This is a genomic window from Streptomyces sp. NPDC051677 (assembly GCF_044453465.1).
Lineage (GTDB): Bacteria > Actinomycetota > Actinomycetes > Streptomycetales > Streptomycetaceae > Streptomyces.
This window is the reverse complement of the sequence record NZ_JBITCT010000005.1, coordinates 103414-121054: the sequence shown is the minus strand read 5'-3', so window position 1 is coordinate 121054 and position 17641 is coordinate 103414. Positions and strand designations below refer to the sequence as shown.

Annotated in this window: 14 protein-coding genes; 4 read left to right on the top strand and 10 right to left on the bottom strand. The window is 71.5% G+C overall.

The annotated features are described in order from the left end of the window. Positions 1-11 precede the first annotated feature (11 nt). Together greA and ACIBAF_RS07675 are read right to left on the bottom strand one after the other, a co-directional pair. Positions 12-512, bottom strand: a complete 501-nt coding sequence (gene greA, locus ACIBAF_RS07680; RefSeq protein ID WP_399462222.1) for a transcription elongation factor GreA — start codon at positions 510-512, stop codon at positions 12-14. A 191-nt stretch (positions 513-703) separates the two neighbouring features. Then, positions 704-1105 carry a DUF4307 domain-containing protein gene (locus ACIBAF_RS07675; RefSeq protein ID WP_399462221.1) on the bottom strand — a complete coding sequence of 134 codons (402 nt, stop codon included), beginning with the start codon at positions 1103-1105 and terminating at the stop codon, positions 704-706. A 125-nt stretch (positions 1106-1230) separates the two neighbouring features. Here ACIBAF_RS07675 and mca point away from each other — a divergent pair, with 125 nt between their 5' ends. Beyond that, positions 1231-2091, top strand: a complete 861-nt coding sequence (gene mca, locus ACIBAF_RS07670) for a mycothiol conjugate amidase Mca (protein ID WP_399462383.1) — start codon at positions 1231-1233, stop codon at positions 2089-2091. Next, complete coding sequence (locus ACIBAF_RS07665; RefSeq protein ID WP_399462220.1) at positions 2084-2344, top strand: hypothetical protein; 261 nt, start codon at positions 2084-2086, stop codon at positions 2342-2344. Before mca ends, ACIBAF_RS07665 begins: the two co-directional genes overlap by 8 nt. 245 nt (positions 2345-2589) lie before the next feature. Here ACIBAF_RS07665 and ACIBAF_RS07660 read toward each other — a convergent pair whose 3' ends face one another. After that, positions 2590-5814 (bottom strand): tetratricopeptide repeat protein, encoded by a 3225-nt coding sequence (locus tag ACIBAF_RS07660; RefSeq protein WP_399462219.1) that lies wholly within the window; start codon positions 5812-5814, stop codon positions 2590-2592. 278 nt (positions 5815-6092) lie between these two features. Here ACIBAF_RS07660 and ACIBAF_RS07655 point away from each other — a divergent pair, with 278 nt between their 5' ends. Further along, positions 6093-8126 (top strand): thioredoxin domain-containing protein, encoded by a 2034-nt coding sequence (locus ACIBAF_RS07655; RefSeq protein ID WP_399462218.1) that lies wholly within the window; start codon positions 6093-6095, stop codon positions 8124-8126. Positions 8127-8165: 39 nt separating this feature from the next. Here ACIBAF_RS07655 and ACIBAF_RS07650 read toward each other — a convergent pair whose 3' ends face one another. From ACIBAF_RS07650 to ACIBAF_RS07635, 4 genes are all read right to left on the bottom strand, one after another. Continuing rightward, entirely contained in the window at positions 8166-8891 is a 726-nt protein-coding gene (locus tag ACIBAF_RS07650; RefSeq protein WP_399462217.1) for a Mut7-C RNAse domain-containing protein, read from the bottom strand. 33 nt (positions 8892-8924) lie between these two features. After that, the gene (locus ACIBAF_RS07645) at positions 8925-9563 is read right to left on the bottom strand and encodes a TetR/AcrR family transcriptional regulator (RefSeq protein ID WP_399462216.1); all 639 of its coding nucleotides are present in this window, start codon (positions 9561-9563) and stop codon (positions 8925-8927) included. A 2-nt stretch (positions 9564-9565) separates the two neighbouring features. Further along, positions 9566-11191, bottom strand: a complete 1626-nt coding sequence (locus ACIBAF_RS07640) for an MFS transporter (protein ID WP_399462215.1) — start codon at positions 11189-11191, stop codon at positions 9566-9568. Positions 11192-11335: 144 nt separating this feature from the next. Next, positions 11336-12049 (bottom strand): hemolysin III family protein, encoded by a 714-nt coding sequence (locus tag ACIBAF_RS07635; RefSeq protein ID WP_399462214.1) that lies wholly within the window; start codon positions 12047-12049, stop codon positions 11336-11338. A gap of 315 nt (positions 12050-12364) precedes the next feature. On the opposite strand from ACIBAF_RS07635, the gene ACIBAF_RS07630 reads away from it, so the two are divergent. Next, entirely contained in the window at positions 12365-14206 is a 1842-nt protein-coding gene (locus ACIBAF_RS07630; RefSeq protein WP_399462213.1) for a phosphoenolpyruvate carboxykinase (GTP), read from the top strand. 129 nt (positions 14207-14335) lie between these two features. Here the strand turns inward: ACIBAF_RS07630 and ACIBAF_RS07625 are convergent, their stop codons facing one another. Genes ACIBAF_RS07625 through ACIBAF_RS07615 form a run of 3 tightly spaced genes read right to left on the bottom strand, consistent with a single transcriptional unit; the run spans position 14336 to position 17635 of the window. After that, positions 14336-14938, bottom strand: coding sequence for a hypothetical protein (locus ACIBAF_RS07625; protein ID WP_399462212.1), 603 nt, complete (start codon positions 14936-14938; stop codon positions 14336-14338). Continuing rightward, entirely contained in the window at positions 14925-16469 is a 1545-nt protein-coding gene (locus tag ACIBAF_RS07620) for a substrate-binding domain-containing protein (protein ID WP_399462211.1), read from the bottom strand. The genes ACIBAF_RS07625 and ACIBAF_RS07620 overlap by 14 nt, the downstream gene beginning before the upstream one ends. Further along, positions 16466-17635, bottom strand: coding sequence for a toxic anion resistance protein (locus ACIBAF_RS07615; RefSeq protein ID WP_399462210.1), 1170 nt, complete (start codon positions 17633-17635; stop codon positions 16466-16468). Before ACIBAF_RS07615 ends, ACIBAF_RS07620 begins: the two co-directional genes overlap by 4 nt. Positions 17636-17641 lie beyond the last annotated feature (6 nt).

The following is a 17641-nucleotide window of genomic DNA, read 5'->3' as shown; positions in this document are numbered from 1 at the left end:
GGAAAGGGGGCTCAGCCGCTGTAGGGCTCGGCCTTGAGGATGCGCACGGAGGCCTTCTTGCCGTTCGGCAGCTCGTAGTCCGCGTCCTCGCCGACCTTGTGACCGATCACGCCGGTGCCCAGGGGGGACTGCGGCGAGTAGGTCTCGATGTCGGAGCTCGCGTACTCGCGCGAGGCGAGCAGGAACGTCATGGTGTCGTCCTCGTCACCGTCGAAGGCGATCGTCACGACCATGCCGGGCGCCACCGCGCCATCCGCGGAAGCGGGGGCCTCGCCGACCTTGGCGTTCTCGAGAAGCTGGGTCAGCTGGCGCACACGGAGCTCCTGCTTGCCCTGCTCCTCCTTGGCCGCGTGGTACCCGCCGTTCTCGCGCAGGTCCCCCTCCTCGCGCGCGGCGGCGATCTTGGCGGCGATCTCCGTGCGCGCAGGACCAGTAAGGTACTCAAGCTCGACCTTGAGCTTGTTGTACGCCTCCTGGGTCAGCCAGGTGACGGACTCGCTGGTCTGGGTCACAGGTGCTCCTCGTCGGTACTGGGAATACAAAGCATCGCCCTACCCAGAAGCATGTTCCTCAGGGGATAGGCGAAACCACGAGCCTAACAATTCAGTGGCCGAAGGGGGAGGACATAAGCCATCAGAATTACGTCAGCGCAGGTCAGTGCGTACGTATTGCGGCAGATGCCCCGCGGCCGGGCCGCGCGAGGTCACGCGGCGTGACAGCCGAGCAGCTCCGCGGTCGTGCCCTTCGCCGTCGTCCGCAGCGTGACCACCTTGTCGATGCGGGTGTCCGCACCGGAGAAGCGGAAGTCCGCCCGGCCCACCTCGGTGCCGTCGGCGGCCTGCGAGCGGACCGTGCAGTAACCGCTCGCACCCGAGTCCTTGCGGACCTCCAGGTGGAGTTCGACCGCTTCGTCCGAGGTGGCCTTGAAGGTGATCACCTCGGCGCTGATCTTGTTCTGGCCGACGTAGTGGTAGGCGAAGTACCCCACCAGCGCCAACAGCAACGCGCCCAGCACGGCGCCGGCGATCTTGAGCTTGTGGTCGGCGCGCTCGTCCGAGGAACGGCCGTAGCGGCCCTCGGGCAGTCGCGTGCTCGCCGTACTCATGATCGTCCTCCCGGCGCGGAATTAATCGCCCCCCGATTCGGTCACTATAGAAGCCTGCGATCGCGCCGGTTCACGCCGGGCGCCGACTTACCGAGGATTGAGTCTTGACTGACCAGCTGCGACTGATGGCCGTGCACGCCCACCCCGACGACGAGTCGAGCAAGGGCGCGGCCACCATGGCGAAGTACGTGTCCGAGGGGGTGGACGTGCTGGTCGTGACCTGCACGGGCGGGGAGCGCGGCTCCATCCTCAATCCCAAGCTGCAGGGCGACAAGTACCTCGAGGAGCACATCCACGAGGTACGCCAGAAGGAGATGGACGAGGCCCGCGAGATCCTCGGCGTCCGGCAGGAGTGGCTCGGCTTCGTCGACTCCGGCCTGCCCGAGGGCGACCCGCTGCCGCCGCTGCCCGAGGGCTGCTTCGCCCTGGAGGACGTCGACAAGGCGGCCGGCGAGCTGGTGAAGCAGATCCGCTCCTTCCGCCCTCAGGTGATCACCACCTACGACGAGAACGGCGGCTACCCGCACCCCGACCACATCATGACCCACAAGATCTCGATGGTGGCCTTCGAGGGCGCGGACGACGCGGAGAAGTACCCCGAGGGCGAGTACGGGCCCGCCTACCGACCGCTGAAGCTGTACTACAACCAGGGCTTCAACCGCCCCCGCACCGAGGCGCTGCACCAGGCGATGCTCGACCGGGGCCTGGAGTCCCCTTACGGGGAGTGGCTCAAGCGCTGGGAGGAGTTCGGGGTGAAGGAGCGCACCCTCACCACGCACATTCCCTGCGCCGACTTCTACGAGATCCGTGACAAGGCGCTGATCGCCCACGCCACGCAGATCGACCCCGACGGCGGCTGGTTCCGGGTGCCGATGGAGATCCAGAAGGAGGTCTGGCCCACGGAGGAGTACGAGCTCGCGAAGTCCCGCGTGGACATCTCCCTCCCCGAGGACGACCTCTTTGCGGGCGTCCGCGACAATGCCTGACATGAGCGCAAGCGTGAGTCTGGCAATGACGCACCTCGTCCCCCTCGCCAAGGAGGTCGACGAGAACAAGGTCACTCCCGGCGTCCTCGGCTTCATCGTCTTCGCGGCGATGGCGGTGGCGGTGTGGGGCCTGATGAAGTCCATGAGCAAGCACATGGGCAAGGTCGACTTCAAGGAGCCCGCGAACCCGGAGGAGGCCTCCGGCAAGGGCGCGACGGAGAAGACCTCCCCCGCCTCCCCCGCCAAGGGCTGAACGACCGACGTCGGCGCCGAGGGCGGCCCCTACGGCCGTGGCGCCCCACGGACCGGCGGTGACGTGACCGCACCGGCAACGGCAACGGCACCGGCAGCCGCCGTCGGCCACGCCACCGCGCGTGTCCGACGGCCGGCCGTCGACACCGGCAGGCGGGCGGGCAGGCGCACCGGCCGAGATTCGGTGACCGACCCACGCCGAACGCGATGAACCACCTCGCGCCGGGTCCCGCAGGGCGGGGTCGGTCAGGTGGCCTCCGTCCGGCCTCCGGGGCCTGGTGTCAGGGTCACTCCCATCACTTCGCGTGCATGGCGGCCGGGGACCATGCCGAGCCGCCAGGCCTGCCAGCCTGTGTCCAGGTTCACGCCCCGTTCCAGCAGGAGTGCGTAGGCCGTCGTGCACTCCTGCAGTTGGCCGTCCCGGGACGGATGGGCGGCGCGGGCGAGTTGGGACAGTTCCTCCTGGGCCACCGCCGTGCCGACCTCGACGCCGCCCGGGGCCGCGTACGGCAGGAGCGTGCAGCGCAGGAAGCGGGCCCAGTCCTCGCCACGGCGGTCGCCGTACGACGCGAAGAGGACCGTCGCCTCCTCGCACAGGGTCAGCGCGGCCTGCGTACGGGCGTTGCCCGCGTCGACGATCGCGAGTTCCAGGCAGGTCCAGGCCTCGCCGTGGGCGACGCCGATGCGCTGGAAGTCGGCGCGGGCGTCGACCAGGAGCTGGCGGGCGAAACCGGAGTTGCGCAGCGACCCGGTCTGAGCGGCACGTTGGTCGCGGGTCACGCGTGCCGAGTGGTGGCGGGCGCACGCCAGTCCGTAGACGTCCCGCAGGCGGGAGAAGAGCGAGCGGGAGCGTTCCAGCTCCCGGACGGCATGGTCCAGGTCGCCCGTCTCCTCCAGGGCCAGGCCCAGGTAGTAGACCGTCCACGCCTCGCCGCGCGCGTCCTCGTTGTCCCGGTGCCGGGCCGCCGCCCGGCGCAGGTCCTCCGCCGCCGGTCCGGGGTCGCCGGCGATGAGCCGGGCTCGGGCCAGCTGGGTCAGGGCCCACGCCTCGCCGCGGGCGTCGCGGGTGCGGCCGTACAGGTCGAGGGCGCGGCGCAGGTCTGCCTCGGCCTGGTCGGCGTCGCCGCGGCGCAGGTTCAGCTGGCCCAGCTGGAAGTGGGCCCAGGCCTCCCCGTGCACGGAGCCGCCCTCGCGGTGCAGGACCAGGGAGCGGGTGAGCAGGTCCAGGGCCTCGGCCAGGTGCGCCCGGTCCCGTTCCACCGCCGCGAGCGCGTGCATCGTCCAGGCGCGGTCCGTGGCCAGCTCGGGCGCGGCCTGCAGGTCCATCGCCTCCCGCAGTTTCGCCGCCGCCTCGGTCAGCTGGCCCTGGTGGTGCAGGGTGATGCCCAGCGAACACAGGGCGCGCGCCGCGCCCGCGTCGTGGTGGGCCTGGAGGTAGAGGTCGACGACCGAGCTGAGCGTCGTCCGCGCCTTGTCGAGCTCGCCCAGCTGACGGGCCGCGATACCGGTACGCCACTGCACGGACCGCACCAGGAGGTCCTGGCCGACCGACTGCGCCAGCTCGCTGATCTCGCCGAGCCGGTAGAGGTCGCCGCGCAGCAGGCAGTAGTCGCACAGCGCGCCCAGCAGGCTCAGCACGGCGTTCTGGTCGACGCCCTCCGCGTGTCGCAGCGTCGCCGTGATGAAGCTCGACTCGTCGTCCAGCCAGCGCAGCGCCTCGTCCAGGGAGGTGAAGCCGTGCGGGGTGAACCGGTCCGAGCGGGTCGACATGTTGCCGTCGACCAGCCGCAGCACGGAGTCGGCGAGCTCGGCGTAGCTGACGAGCAGACGTTCCTGGGCCGCCGCGCGCTCGGTCTGCTCCTCCTCGTCCAGGAGGCGGGCCTGCGCGAAGGCGCGGACCAGGTCGTGCAGGCGGTAACGGTCACCGCGGACGTGGTCGACCAGACCGGCGTCGGCGAGGGCCGTGAGATGGCGGGTCGCCTCCGCCCGGTCGGTGGCCAGCAGCGCGGCGGCCGCGGCCGCGCCGAGGGAGGCCCGGCCGGCCAGCGCGAGCCGACGCAGCAGTCGACGCGTCACGTCCGGTTGGTCGGTGTAGCGCAGCCACAGCGCGCGCTCGACCGGCTCGACCGGGCCGTACGCCCCCAGGTCCGAGGCGAGCGCGCGCGGCGAGCGCGGGCCCAGGGAGGAGCCCACGACCCGCAGCGCCAGGGGCAGTCCGCCGCACAACTCCGTGATCCGGTCTGCGGACTCGGCGTCGTACGGACCCGAGGCGTCCTGCGCCGTCGCGCCCAGCAGCTCCTCCGCGCCCGCCGCCTCCAGGGGCCGCACCGCCAGCTCGTGCACCCATGCGGACAGCTCGGCCGGGAGGCTCAGCGGGGTGCGGGCGGTGACCAGGACGAGGCTGTCGGAGCGTTCCGGGACGAGCGCGCGGACCTGCTCGGGGTCCGAGGCGTCGTCCAGGATCACCGTGACCGGCAGGCCGGTCAGATGCTGGTGGTACAGCTCGCTGAGGCGTTTGACCTGCTGGTCGGCGGAGGAGCGTTCCCGGAAGAGGAGCTGCTCGCGGGGTGCGCCGAGCCGGTTCAGCAGGTGCAGCAGGGCGTCCCGGGTGGGCAGGGGCGCCTCCCCGCCGCTGTCGCCGCGCAGGTCCACCACGCAGGCGCCGCGGAACTGGTCCCGCAGATCGTGCGCGGCCCGCACCGCGAGGGCGGTGCGGCCGCTGCCGGGGGTTCCGTGCAGTACGACGACCGTCGGCCGGGTCTCCGTACTGGCTCGCGCCGCCTGCACCCACTGCCGGATCCGCGCCAGCTCCGCGCGTCGCCCGGCGAACGGCCCGGCGGCTTCGGGCAGTTGGGCGAACGACTGGCCGAGCACGGTCCGCCCGCGCGCCGCCGCGCTCTTGTCCGCGCCCCTGAGCTGCGGTCCCGCCGTCTTCTTCGGGCTGGTCGTCGCGCTCAGCACCCGCTGCTGGTCCAGGAACGGCCGGATGCCTCGCACCTCCAGCGCTGTGAGCCACTGCAGCCGCAACTGCTCGGCGCCGCCCGGCTGTCCCGCCTCGCCGGCCCGGTGATGCGCGGCCGGCAGATGCGACCCCGCCACCTTCACGACCGTCGCGGCCGCCCCGACGACCCCGACGGTCACCCCGGCCCCGAGGGCCGTCCCGGGACCCGTGCCGAGCGCCAGGTCGGCGACCGCCGTCGTCAGCGCGGCAACGCCCGCCACCAGCAGGGGAGTTCGCCCGCCCTCTCGCGCATAGCGCTGCCCGAAGCTGATCTGCCGGGCCTCCGTCTCCTCCAGGGCACGGGCGTACTCCTCGTACTCCTGCGCGGCCGTCTGCGCCATGGCGTCCAGCGCGCCGCGCGCCCGCGTCATCAGCGCCTGCCGGTCGGTGCGCCCTCCGGACCGCCGCACCTCTTCCTCCACGGCTCGCGCCAACAACCGCTCGGCTTCCGCCCGATGCCCGTCCCGCATGTCCCGTCCCCCTCCGGCGGTCCCAGCTGTGCTTGGTCAAGTGTGCTGCGGGCGGCTCCCCGGCGCGAGAGGGCGCGAGAGGGCGCGAGAGGGCGACAGGAGCCGGCAGGCGTTGCGAGGCCCGCCGCAGGGGTCCCTCGGTGGCGGGTGCGTGCCCGCCGGCCCGGGCGGCAGACGTGACCGCTTCTGTCGGCTGACGGGGCTGGGCGGGCATCGACGTCACCGTCCGGGACATGCCTGCCGTCCGACCGGCGGCGTACTGCGGCAGGATGGACCCCATGCCGAACCGACTGGCTCATGAGACGTCCCCGTACCTGCTCCAGCACGCCGACAATCCGGTCGACTGGTGGCCCTGGTCGGCGGAGGCCTTCGAGGAGGCGCGCAGGCGGGGCGTGCCGGTGCTGCTGAGCGTGGGATACAGCAGCTGCCACTGGTGCCATGTCATGGCTCACGAGTCCTTCGAGGACCGGGAGACCGCCGACGAGCTCAACGCGCACTTCGTCACCATCAAGGTGGACCGCGAAGAGCGGCCCGATGTCGATGCTGTTTACATGGAAGCCGTGCAGGCGGCCACCGGGCAGGGCGGGTGGCCCATGACCGTGTTTCTCACGCCGGACGCCGAGCCGTTCTATTTCGGTACGTACTTCCCGCCCGCGCCCCGGCACGGCATGCCCTCCTTCCGGCAGGTGCTGGAGGGGGTGCGGCAGGCCTGGACGGACCGGCGAGACGAGGTGGCCGAGGTCGCCGGGAAGATCGTCCGGGATCTGGCGGGGCGGGAGATCTCCTACGGGGACAGCCAGGCCCCCGGCGAGCAGGAGCTGTCGCAGGCGCTGCTCGGGCTGACCCGGGAGTACGACGCGCAGCGGGGCGGGTTCGGCGGGGCGCCGAAGTTCCCGCCGTCGATGGTCGTCGAGTTCCTGCTGCGGCATCATGCGCGGACGGGGGCCGAGGGAGCCCTGCAGATGGCCCAGGACACGTGTGAACGGATGGCCCGGGGCGGGATCTACGACCAGCTCGGCGGCGGGTTCGCCCGGTACTCCGTCGACCGTGACTGGGTCGTGCCGCATTTTGAGAAGATGCTGTACGACAATGCGCTGCTCTGCCGCGTCTACGCCCATCTCTGGCGGGCCACGGGCTCGGAGCTCGCCCGCCGGGTCGCGCTGGAGACCGCCGACTTCATGGTGCGGGAACTGCGCACGGCCGAGGGCGGGTTCGCCTCCGCGCTGGACGCCGACAGCGACGACGGGAGCGGGAAGCACGTCGAGGGCGCCTACTACGTGTGGACGCCCGAGCAGCTCAGGGACGTCCTGGGCGACGACGACGCCGAGCTCGCCGCCCGCTATTTCGGCGTCACCGAGGAGGGCACGTTCGAGCACGGCTCCTCGGTCCTCCAGCTCCCGCAGCAGGACGCCTTCTTCGACGCCGAGAAGGTCGCCGGCATCAAGGAGCGGCTGCTGAGCCGGCGCGGTGAGCGTCCGGCTCCCGGCCGGGACGACAAGGTGGTCGCCGCGTGGAACGGGCTGGCCGTCGCCGCGCTCGCGGAGACCGGCGCCTACTTCGACCGTCCCGATCTCGTCGAGGCCGCGGTCGGCGCCGCCGATCTCCTGGTCCGGCTGCACCTCGACGAGCAGGCCCGGCTCTTCCGCACCAGCAAGGACGGGCAGGCGGGGGCCAACGCGGGCGTCCTGGAGGACTACGCCGACGTCGCCGAAGGGTTCCTCGCCCTGGCCTCCGTCACCGGGGAGGGCGTCTGGCTGGAGTTCGCCGGGTTCCTGCTCGACCACGTGCTGATCCGGTTCGTGGACCCCGACTCCGGGTCGTTGTACGACACGGCGGCCGACGCCGAGCAGCTCATCCGGCGGCCGCAGGATCCGACCGACAACGCCGTCCCCTCCGGTTGGACCGCCGCGGCCGGCGCGCTGCTGAGCTACGCGGCCCACACCGGCTCGGAGCTCCACCGCACCGCCGCCGAACGGGCGTTGGGGGTGGTGAAGGCGCTCGGACCGCGCGTCCCCCGGTTCATCGGCTGGGGGCTGGCCGCCGCGGAGGCGCTGCTCGACGGGCCGCGCGAGGTCGCCGTCGTCGGCACCGGCGCCGACGACCCGGCCTCCAGGACCCTGCACCGCACGGCCCTGCTGGGCACGGCCCCGGGTGCCGTCGTCGCGTTCGGCACCCCGGGGAGCGACGAGTTCCCGCTGCTCGCCGACCGCCCGCTGCGCAAGGGCGAACCGACCGCGTACGTCTGCCGCAACTTCACCTGCGACGCCCCGACCACCGACCCCGACCGCCTACGCACCACCCTGAACGGCTGACACCCCGACCCGGCCCCCGGCTCAGCTGAGGGACAGTCCTTAGCCCGCGAATTCCGCCAGGGCGCGTTCCACGATGGCGACCAGCTGCTCGTGGTGCGCGCCCTTCCAGTAGGCGCGGCCGCAGGAGCTGCACTGTGCGAAGACGTCGTACGACTTCTGGGTGCCGTGTCGGAGCTGGTCGGCGACCTCGTCCTTGGTGGCCTGGCGCAGCAGGCCGTTGCAGGCGGTGCACCTCGTCCAGGGGAGCAGTTCGGGCGCGAACCGGTCGAGGACGTCGCGGAGCTGCTCCTCGGGGTCGGTGCTGTAGACGTAGCCGCCCGCCCACAGTTCGCGGCGGCGCAGCAGGCCCCGGTCGCGGCTGAGCATGACGCGCTGTTCGGCCGCGGAGCGGGCGGCGAGCGCCGGGTCGCCGATGTCGGTCGACTCGTACGCCGTGTCCACGCCGAGCAGGCGCAGCCGGCGGGCGAGGGTGCCGAGGTGGACGTCGAGGAGGAAGCGCAGCGGGGCGCCCGGCACCCGCTGGGGGCGGGCGACCGGGCGGACGGTGACCGACTCGCCGTCGGCCGGGATGTGCGAGACCGGGACCTCGCGGCCGTCGACGAGCAGGGCGCCGACCTCGGTCAGCGGCACGCCGAGGGACTCGACGACATGGCCGAGGGTGGAGACGCCGTCGACGGCGAGGGCGGTGGCGGCCCCGCGCCGGGCCTGTGGCACGAAGAGGGCCAGCTCGGGGGCGACTTCGACGCGGATCTCGGGACCGTTCACCCGGTCAGGATGTCATGGACGAGGGCGGTGGCCTCAGGGGTTTTTCGCGGTGAGGCCGTGCTCCATGACGTCCAGGGCCTGGTCCACGAGGCCCCGGAGGTCGCCCTCGCAGCCGCCCTCGGCCCAGTGCATGTTGACCTCCATCAGGCCGCCGATCAGGGACATCGCGTAGACGCGCACCTCCAGGCTCTCCGGGTCGAGACCGAAGCGCTCGGCGATGGCGCCGCGCAGCGTCCGCGCGGTGTCCGACATGCTCTCGTAGATTCGGGAGCGGACGGCGGGGACCTGGATCGTGAGGTGGGCCCGCATGCGAACCGCCTCGGGGTCCTCCGCCATCAGCGCGTCGATGGCCGTGTGCATCACGTGCCGCAGCGAGTCCATCCACGTCTCGCCGACGGGCCGGGAGCGCAACTCCTCGACCATCAGCGGGTCGTACTCGTCCGAGAGGACGATGTCCTCCTTGGTCGGGAAGTACCGGAAGACGGTCGACGGCGACACCTCGGCCCGCTCGGCGATCTGCTCGATCGTCGTGGCGTCGTACCCCTGCTCCTTGATCAGCGCGTAGGTCGCGGTGCGGATCGCCTCGCGGGTCTTGATCTTCTTGCGCTCACGGAGACCGAGGTGAGGGCGGTCGGCGGGGGAACTCGTGCGTGCGGCCGTCATGGGGGCCATTGTCAGGCATCGGCCTTGGTGGCGGCCACGGCGGGATCGGCGTTCTCGGCGCCGGCGTTCTCGGGACCGTCCCCGGCTCCGGTGTCCTGCGCACCGGTGTCCTGGGCGTCGCGGGTTCCCGGCAGGAACGCGGCCGCCAGCAGGGCGGAGACGAGGGCGGCGATCCCGCAGACCAGCAGGACCAGGTCCATGCCGTGCACATAGGCGTCGTTCGCGGAGGCGGCGAGGTCGGCCAGGTTGGCCTTCTCGGCGATCACGTGGGCGGCGACCACCGAGTCCCCGGCGGTGTCGGCGGCCCGGGCGGGCAGGCCGGTGACGTCGAGCCGGTCCCGGAAGGCGCCGGACAGCAGGCTGCCGAGCAGGGCGATGCCGATCGCGCCGCCGACCTGGCGCAGCGTCATCAGGAGCCCGGAGCCGCTGCCGGCGCGGTCGCGGGGCAGGGCGCCCAGGGCGCCGTTCATGGCCGGGATGAGGGCGAAGCCGAAGCCGAGGCCGGTGAGGGAGAGCCACAGCGCGGTGAAGCCGTAGCCGGAGTCGGCCGTCGTCCGGCTGCCGAGGAGCGCGGCGAAGGCCAGCACCACCAGGCCCGCGCTCACCGAGGCCCGCGCACCGAACCGGGTGACGACGGGCCCGGCGGTGCGTGAGGCGACCAGCAGGCCGCCCATCATCGGCAGCAGTCGCACGCCGGTGCCGAGGGAGTCGTGGCCGAGGACGGCCTGGAGGTACGGGGGCAGTACGAACAGCAGGCCGGACAGGACGAACATCACCAGGGTCGCGGCGATGGTGTTGAAGAGGAAGCCGCGGTGGGCGAGCAGCGTCATGTCGAGCATGGGGCGCTCGACCCGCCGCTCGCGCAGCACCAGCGCGGCGATCAGGACCACGGCCGCGCCGAGCGTCCCGAGGACGAGAGGGTCGCCCCAGCCCCGCGTGGGCGCCTCGATGATCGCGTAGATCAGGGCGCCGAGCCCGGTCGCGGTGAGCGCGGTGGAGACGATGTCGACCTTGGGGGAGGCGGGGTCGCGGGTCTCGGGGAGCAGGAAGACGCAGGCGGCGATGCCGATCGCGGCCATGGGGACGTTCACGAGGAAGACCGAGCCCCACCAGAAGTGGTTGAGCAGCCAGCCGCCGATGATCGGGCCGAGCGGCAGGCCGAGCGCGGAGGCGGAGGAGATGACGCCGACGGCCTTGGTGCGCTCCTCGGGGGCGAACAGCGACGGCAGCACCGACAGCGCGAGCGGTGTGACCAGCGCGGCTCCGACGCCCATGACGGCGCGGGCCGCGATCACCGCGTGGACGTCGCCGGCGAGCGTGCCGGCGAGGGAGCCGACGAGGAAGATCCCGAGGCCGGCGATCAGCATCCGGCGCCGGCCGAACCGGTCGCCGAGGAGGCCCGCCGGGAGCATCAGCGCCGCGAAGACGACGACGTACGCGTCCGCCATCCACTGCTGCTCGCCGGTGCCGGCGCCCAGGTCGCGCGCCATCGTGGGCAGGGCCACGTTGAGGATCGTCGTGTCGAAGCCGAGCGTGAGCATGCTCGCGACCAGGGCCCCCAGGGCCCACCAGCGGCGGGGGTCTCGCCCCGCCTCGGAGGTGTCCGTCCCCTCCGCGCCGTTCGTGACAGTAACCATGAAATGAGAGTAACTCTCAAAAGCGAGGTAATGTCAATCGCTATGAACTCCCGGCATACGAAAATGGCCACGGCTCGGAAGCCGTGGCCACAAGGAGGCGGAAAAGCGCCGGTCACCCCGGCTGGTTCTCGCCCGTGCTGGTTCTCACCCGTGCTGGTACGCCACCAGGGAGATGCCGACGTAGTGCACGACGAACGCGGCGAGGGTGAGGGAGTGGAAGACCTCGTGGAAGCCGAACCAACGCGGTGAGGGGTTGGGTCGCTTGATGCCGTAGATCACGCCGCCCGCGCTGTAGAGGAGGCCGCCGACGATCACGAGGACCAGGACCGCGATGCCGCCCGTGCGCATGAAGTCCGGCAGGAAGAAGACGGCCGCCCAGCCCATCGCGATGTAGCAGGGGGTGTAGAGCCAGCGCGGGGCGCCGACCCAGAAGACCCGGAACAGGATGCCGGCCAGCGCCGCGCCCCAGATGCCCCACAGCAGCCACTGTCCCTTGGCGCCGGGGAGCAGCAGCATGGTCAGCGGTGTGTAGGTGCCCGCGATGATCAGGAAGATGTTCGCGTGGTCCAGTCTGCGCAGGATGCCGTCCATGCGCGCGTTCCAGTTGCCGCGGTGGTAGAGCGCGCTCACGCCGAACAGCAGGCATGCGGTGAGCGCGTAGATGCCGCAGGCGATGCGGCCGCGGGTGGAGTCGGCGAGGGCGGTGAGCACGAGGCCGGCGATGAGGGCGGCCGGGAACATGCCGAGATGCAGCCAGCCACGGAGCTTGGGCTTGATCTCTTCCGACAGGGCGTGTGCGACGGAACCGCGGCCGGCGGCCGGCGTGTCCGTGGTCGCGTCGGGGACGGGCGCAGTCATACGCCGAATCGTACCTACGGAACCGTAGGTTACAGCTCGGTCCGACGGAATGAAGGGTGAAGAGTGGCCATCGTCTCACGGGAGTTGGGCAAAGGGACCACCGCCTGAACGTCACATGGACGCAAAAAGACGTCCGTACACGTGGCCATCCTCACTCCGCTCACCTGTGATGCGCTCTGGACAGATGGGCGGTACAGTCGGATGATCAAATGAGTGCGGTCGACACCGGATGAGCGCCAGGGTCACCACCGTGAAGCATCCGGGTCGCAGCCCCCACGGGGCCTCCAACCCAAAACCCCTCATTTAGGAGCAATCGTGGCGCGCGACATCGCGGCTCCCCCCGTCATCCCCACCGACCACCAGGAACTCCTCTCCTGGGTGAACGAGATCGCCGAACTCACGCAGCCGGACAACGTGGTCTGGTGTGACGGATCCGAGGCCGAGTACGAGCGCCTGTGCGGGGAGCTCGTCGAGAAGGGCACCTTCCGCAAACTCGACCCGATCAAGCGCCCCAACTCCTACTACGCGGCCTCCGACCCCACCGACGTCGCCCGGGTCGAGGACCGCACCTTCATCTGCTCCGAGCAGGAGGCGGACGCCGGCCCCACCAACCACTGGAAGGCCCCCGCCGAGATGCGGGACGTCTTCACCGGTGAGAAGGGCCTGTTCCGCGGCTCGATGCGGGGCCGGACGATGTACGTCGTCCCGTTCTGCATGGGCCCGCTGGGCTCCGACCTCTCCGCGATCGGCGTCGAGATCACCGACTCCGCCTACGTCGCCGTGTCCATGCGCACCATGACCCGGATGGGACAGCCGGTGCTGGACGAGCTCGGCTCCGACGGGTTCTTCGTGAAGGCCGTCCACACCCTCGGCGCCCCCCTCGCGGAGGGCGAGGCGGACGTCCCGTGGCCGTGCAACTCCACCAAGTACATCTCGCACTTCCCCGAGAGCCGCGAGATCTGGTCCTACGGCTCCGGCTACGGCGGCAACGCCCTGCTCGGCAAGAAGTGCTACGCCCTGCGCATCGCGTCGGTGATGGCCCGTGACGAGGGCTGGCTCGCCGAGCACATGCTCATCCTCAAGCTCACCCCGCCGCAGGGAGAGTCCAAGTACGTCGCCGCCGCCTTCCCGTCCGCCTGCGGCAAGACCAACCTCGCCATGCTGGAGCCCACCGTCTCCGGCTGGACCGTCGAGACGATCGGCGACGACATCGCCTGGATGCGCTTCGGCGCGGACGGCCGGCTGTACGCCATCAACCCCGAGGCCGGCTTCTTCGGCGTCGCGCCCGGCACCGGTGAGCACACCAACGCCAACGCGATGAAGACGCTGTGGGGCAACTCGGTCTTCACCAACGTCGCCCTCACCGACGACAACGACATCTGGTGGGAGGGCATGACGGAGGAGACCCCGGCCCACCTCACCGACTGGAAGGGCAACGACTGGACGCCGTCCTCGGCCCGCGAAGCAAATGGATACCGTCCGGCCGCCCACCCCAACGCCCGCTTCACCGTCCCCGCCGCGCAGTGCCCGATCATCGCGCCCGAGTGGGAGAACCCCAAGGGCGTGCCGATCTCGGCGATACTCTTCGGCGGCCGGCGCGCGTCCGCCGTCCCGCTGGTGACGGAGTCCTTCGACTGGAACCACGGCGTCTTCCTCGGCGCGAACGTCGCCTCCGAGAAGACCGCCGCCGCCGAGGGCAAGGTCGGCGAGCTGCGCCGCGACCCGTTCGCCATGCTGCCGTTCTGCGGCTACAACATGGGCGACTACATGGGCCACTGGGTCGACGTCGCCAAGGGCAAGGACCAGGCGAAGCTCCCGAAGATCTACTACGTCAACTGGTTCCGCAAGAACGACGCGGGCGAGTTCGTCTGGCCCGGCTTCGGTGAGAACAGCCGCGTCCTGAAGTGGATCGTGGAGCGCCTCGACGGCAAGGCCGAGGGCGTCGAGACCCCGATCGGCGTGCTGCCGACCAAGGACGCCCTCGACACGAACGGCCTCGAACTGGCCGACTCCGACCTGGAGTTCCTCCTCACCGTCGACAAGGAGGTCTGGCGCGAGGAGGCAGCCCTGGTCCCCGACCACCTGAACACCTTCGGCGAGCACACGCCCAAGGAACTGTGGGACGAGTACCACGCGCTGGTACAGCGCCTGGGCTGAGCACCAAGGACCGGCGAGGCTCCGCACAACGGCGTGCGGGGTCCGGGGCCTGTCGTCGCGCGTTCCCGTCCGCCCCGACGGGAGGAGCGCGACGACAGGCCTTCGCCTTTCTCCGCTGCTCCCCGTCTGCTACGGGTTGCGCTCCTCCAGGTAGCGGGTGTGCGACTCCTGCCGTCGGGCCTCCGTCTCGCGCAGGCTCGCCGCCAGCCGCTCCGCCTCCTCGTGCAGCAGGCCGAGCTGGCGCTCCAGGTGCCGTTCCGGCGACTCCTGCCCGGGCGCGAGCCGCGTCCACCACCGCGTCCGTACGTAGGTGTCGACGGCCTCCGGGATGTCTTGCCGGACCGCCCGGGACAGTGTGTGCACGCCCTCCGGGTCCTGGGCGAGCACCTCGCCGACCCAGCCGGGGTCGAGCAGCGCGGTCAGCAGCCCGGTCAGCTCGATGAGCCGTCCGGCGGCGGCCGGGGGCAGCTCCACGCCGTCCAGGTACTCCCGCAGCCGCCCGAAGTCGCCGCGGATCTCCTCCAGTTGGGCGGACGGGCTGGGGAAGTCGGGCAGCGGCGGCCGCTCCGGCGGGGCGATCAGCGCGCCCGCGCCGTACAGGCCGACCACGACCACCGGCCAGTACGGTCCCGCGACGCCGGTGAACGTCAGCGCCAGGCCGACCAGCCCGCAGGCGCTGCCCGCGATGTTCTTGCGGGACTCCAGGAAGCCCACGACCCTACTGGTAGCCACGGATCTCCTCGAAGGCGCCGTCCAGCGAGCCCTTCTGGGCGTCGAAGAGCCTGCCGCCGGTCAGCTCGGCGATGTGCTCCAGCTCCGAGCGGTCGGAGTCGCCGAACAGGATGGGGAAGACGGGGATGTCCCGCCGGTCGGCGCCGAGCCGCCGGTAGAAGGCGTCGAAGTCGTCGGCGTCGTCGCCCTTGGTGTTCTCGCCGTCCGTCATCAGCACGATGGAGGTGAAGGTGTCCCGGCCCGCGCCCAGGTGGTCGTAGGCCTTCTCCAGCGAGGTGTAGATCGCGGTCTCGCCGTCGGCCCGCAGCTGCCCGGTGTCCTTGCGGATCGCGGCGAGCCCGGAGTCCGGGTCGGCGGGGCTGACGACATGCGTGGCGACGCTCTTCACATCCGACCCGAACGGCATCAGCGTCACCTCCTCGCGGTCCCGGAAGTCGCCGGTGAGGTCGCTGAGGGCGTCCTTCAGGCGGCGCAGCCGGTCGCCCTCCATCGAGCCGGAGGTGTCGAGGACGTACACGGTCCGCGAGGGGCGGCGCAGCTTGTTCTCGTAGGCGTCGAGGAGCCCGTCGGCGACGGAACGGCTGCCCGGGAAGGGCAGTTCGCGCCGGCGCGCGGTGTCGAGGCCGGGCGCGGGCGGTACGGAGGCGACGACCGGCCGACGGTGGGTCCTGGCGGTGATCAGCCGCTGCACGGCCTCCGTGCGCAGCGCGTCGGTCACCCGCTTGACGTTGCCCCGGGCCGTCGCGTCGGTCGCGGCGAGGGAGGAGAGCGGGTAGTCGGCGGTGACGACGCCGTCGGTGGGACGGACGACCGTCAGCCCCGGGATGCCCTTGAGGACCGACTCGTAGTTGAGCAGCGCGTCGACGTCCCCGCGCCGGGTGTAGGCGGCTGCCAGCCAGCCCGACGAACCCGAGGTCAGCTGCTGTCCCTTGAAGAACTCCCGCAGCCGCGGGGTCGCCTTCGTGACGTCCGCGTCGGTGAGCGCCGACTGTGCTCCCGAGAGCGCCGAGGCGACCGAGATCAGCGTGGAGAACCCGGAGTTGGAGCGGGCGGGGTCGGTCATGCCGTAGGTGAGCTTGCCGTCCTGGACGGCCTGCTCGATCTGCGTCCAGGTGACGTGATCGGCTTTCCAGCCGAGGGAGTCGAAGGTGCTGTTCTTCACGCCGAGGGCCACCGGGCTGGACATGATCGGCGTCTCCGAGACGACCTTCTTCGCCGCGTCGGGCCGCAGCCGCAGATAGTCGTCGGACGACAGCCACACGGCGTCGTACTTCCCGTCGGCGCCGCCCTTCGCCAGCAGGTTCACGGCGTCCAGGGTGCCCATGTAGGTCGGCCGGATCGTGAGGCCGGTGTCCTTGCGGACCTCGTCCAGCACCGGGGTCATGTCGCTCAGCTCGCTGGAGGCGAGGACCCGCAGGGTGCCGGGCCGCGGGGCGCCGGGGTCCTTGGCGTCGTCCTCGGCGGAGCACGCGGTCAGCAGGAGGGCGAGAGCCGTCAGCGCGAGGAGCGGCCCTCTCGCGGGAGGTCTCATGCGAGCCCGCCTTCCAGCGCGCCGCGCGAGCGGCTGCGGTCCAGGTAGGTGCTCGCCTGCTGGAGCTCGGCTGTCAGGTTCTCCACCGTCACCGCCATCGCCTCGGTCGCCTGCACCTTGTAGGTGTCGATGGCGTCGAGGGTGCGGTAGATCTGCTGGAAGGCGGAGCGCAGGGTCTCGGCGCCGACGGCCGGGTCGGCGGCGATCCGCTGGATCTCCCCGCTCTGCGTCGCCAGCATCTCCGCGTTGCCCCGGATGAGGTCCTCGGTGGTCCCGCGCAGCGCGTTGACCTGCTCGATGACCTTCTTCTGGTTGTCGAGCGCGGAGGCCAGCATCACGGAGATGCGCAGCGCCGACACCGTGGTCGTGGCGGCCCGGTCGACGCCCTTGATCAGCTCGTCGTTGTTGCGGCGTACGACGTCCATGGCGAGGTAGCCCTGCGCGCACACCGCGAGCTGGGTGAGCAGGTCCTGGTGCTTCTGCCGGACCGGGAACAGGACGTCGGCGCGCAGACTGTCGGCCCGCTCCGGGTCGGCGGCCTCGGCGCCGGCGATCTGCTGCTCGACGGCCCGGTCCAGGGCGTCGGTCAGCACGACGTACTCCTGGAGCTTGCCCATGGACTCCCACAGGCGGACCCGCTCGGTCTGCAACGCGGCGTTGTCGCGCCGCAGTTCGTCCTGGCCGCCGCGCAGCGAGCCCACGATCTTGTTCAACGTGCCCTGTGCGGAGGCGTACTTGGCGACGTGGTCGCGCAGTTTGTTGCCGCCGGGCAGCCGGGACAGGAACTTGCGCCCCTTGGCGGCCGGCAGATCGCGCGGGTCCAGGTCCTCGACCACGCGCCGCAGTTCGACGAGCGAGCCCGCGACCTGCGACTGGGCGTCCCCGCCCTTGTCCGGCAGGCTCCGGATGGTCCGCTCCAGCATGCGGTTGGACTGCGCGGCGGCCGTGCGCATCTCGCCCGCGCCGAGCGCGGTGATCTCGCCGACCTTGCCCGCGAACTCGGGCGAGCGGGCGTCGAGCGCGGAGAGCCCCTCGACGTAGGCGGCGGCCTTGGCCGCCATGTCGGTGCGCACCCCGTCGTCGACGGGGACGAGCCCGCCGGCCTTCTCCCGCGGCACGGCGGAGACCGCCTCGGGCGGGGTGAGGGTGAAGGTGTCGTCGGTCATCTGTCG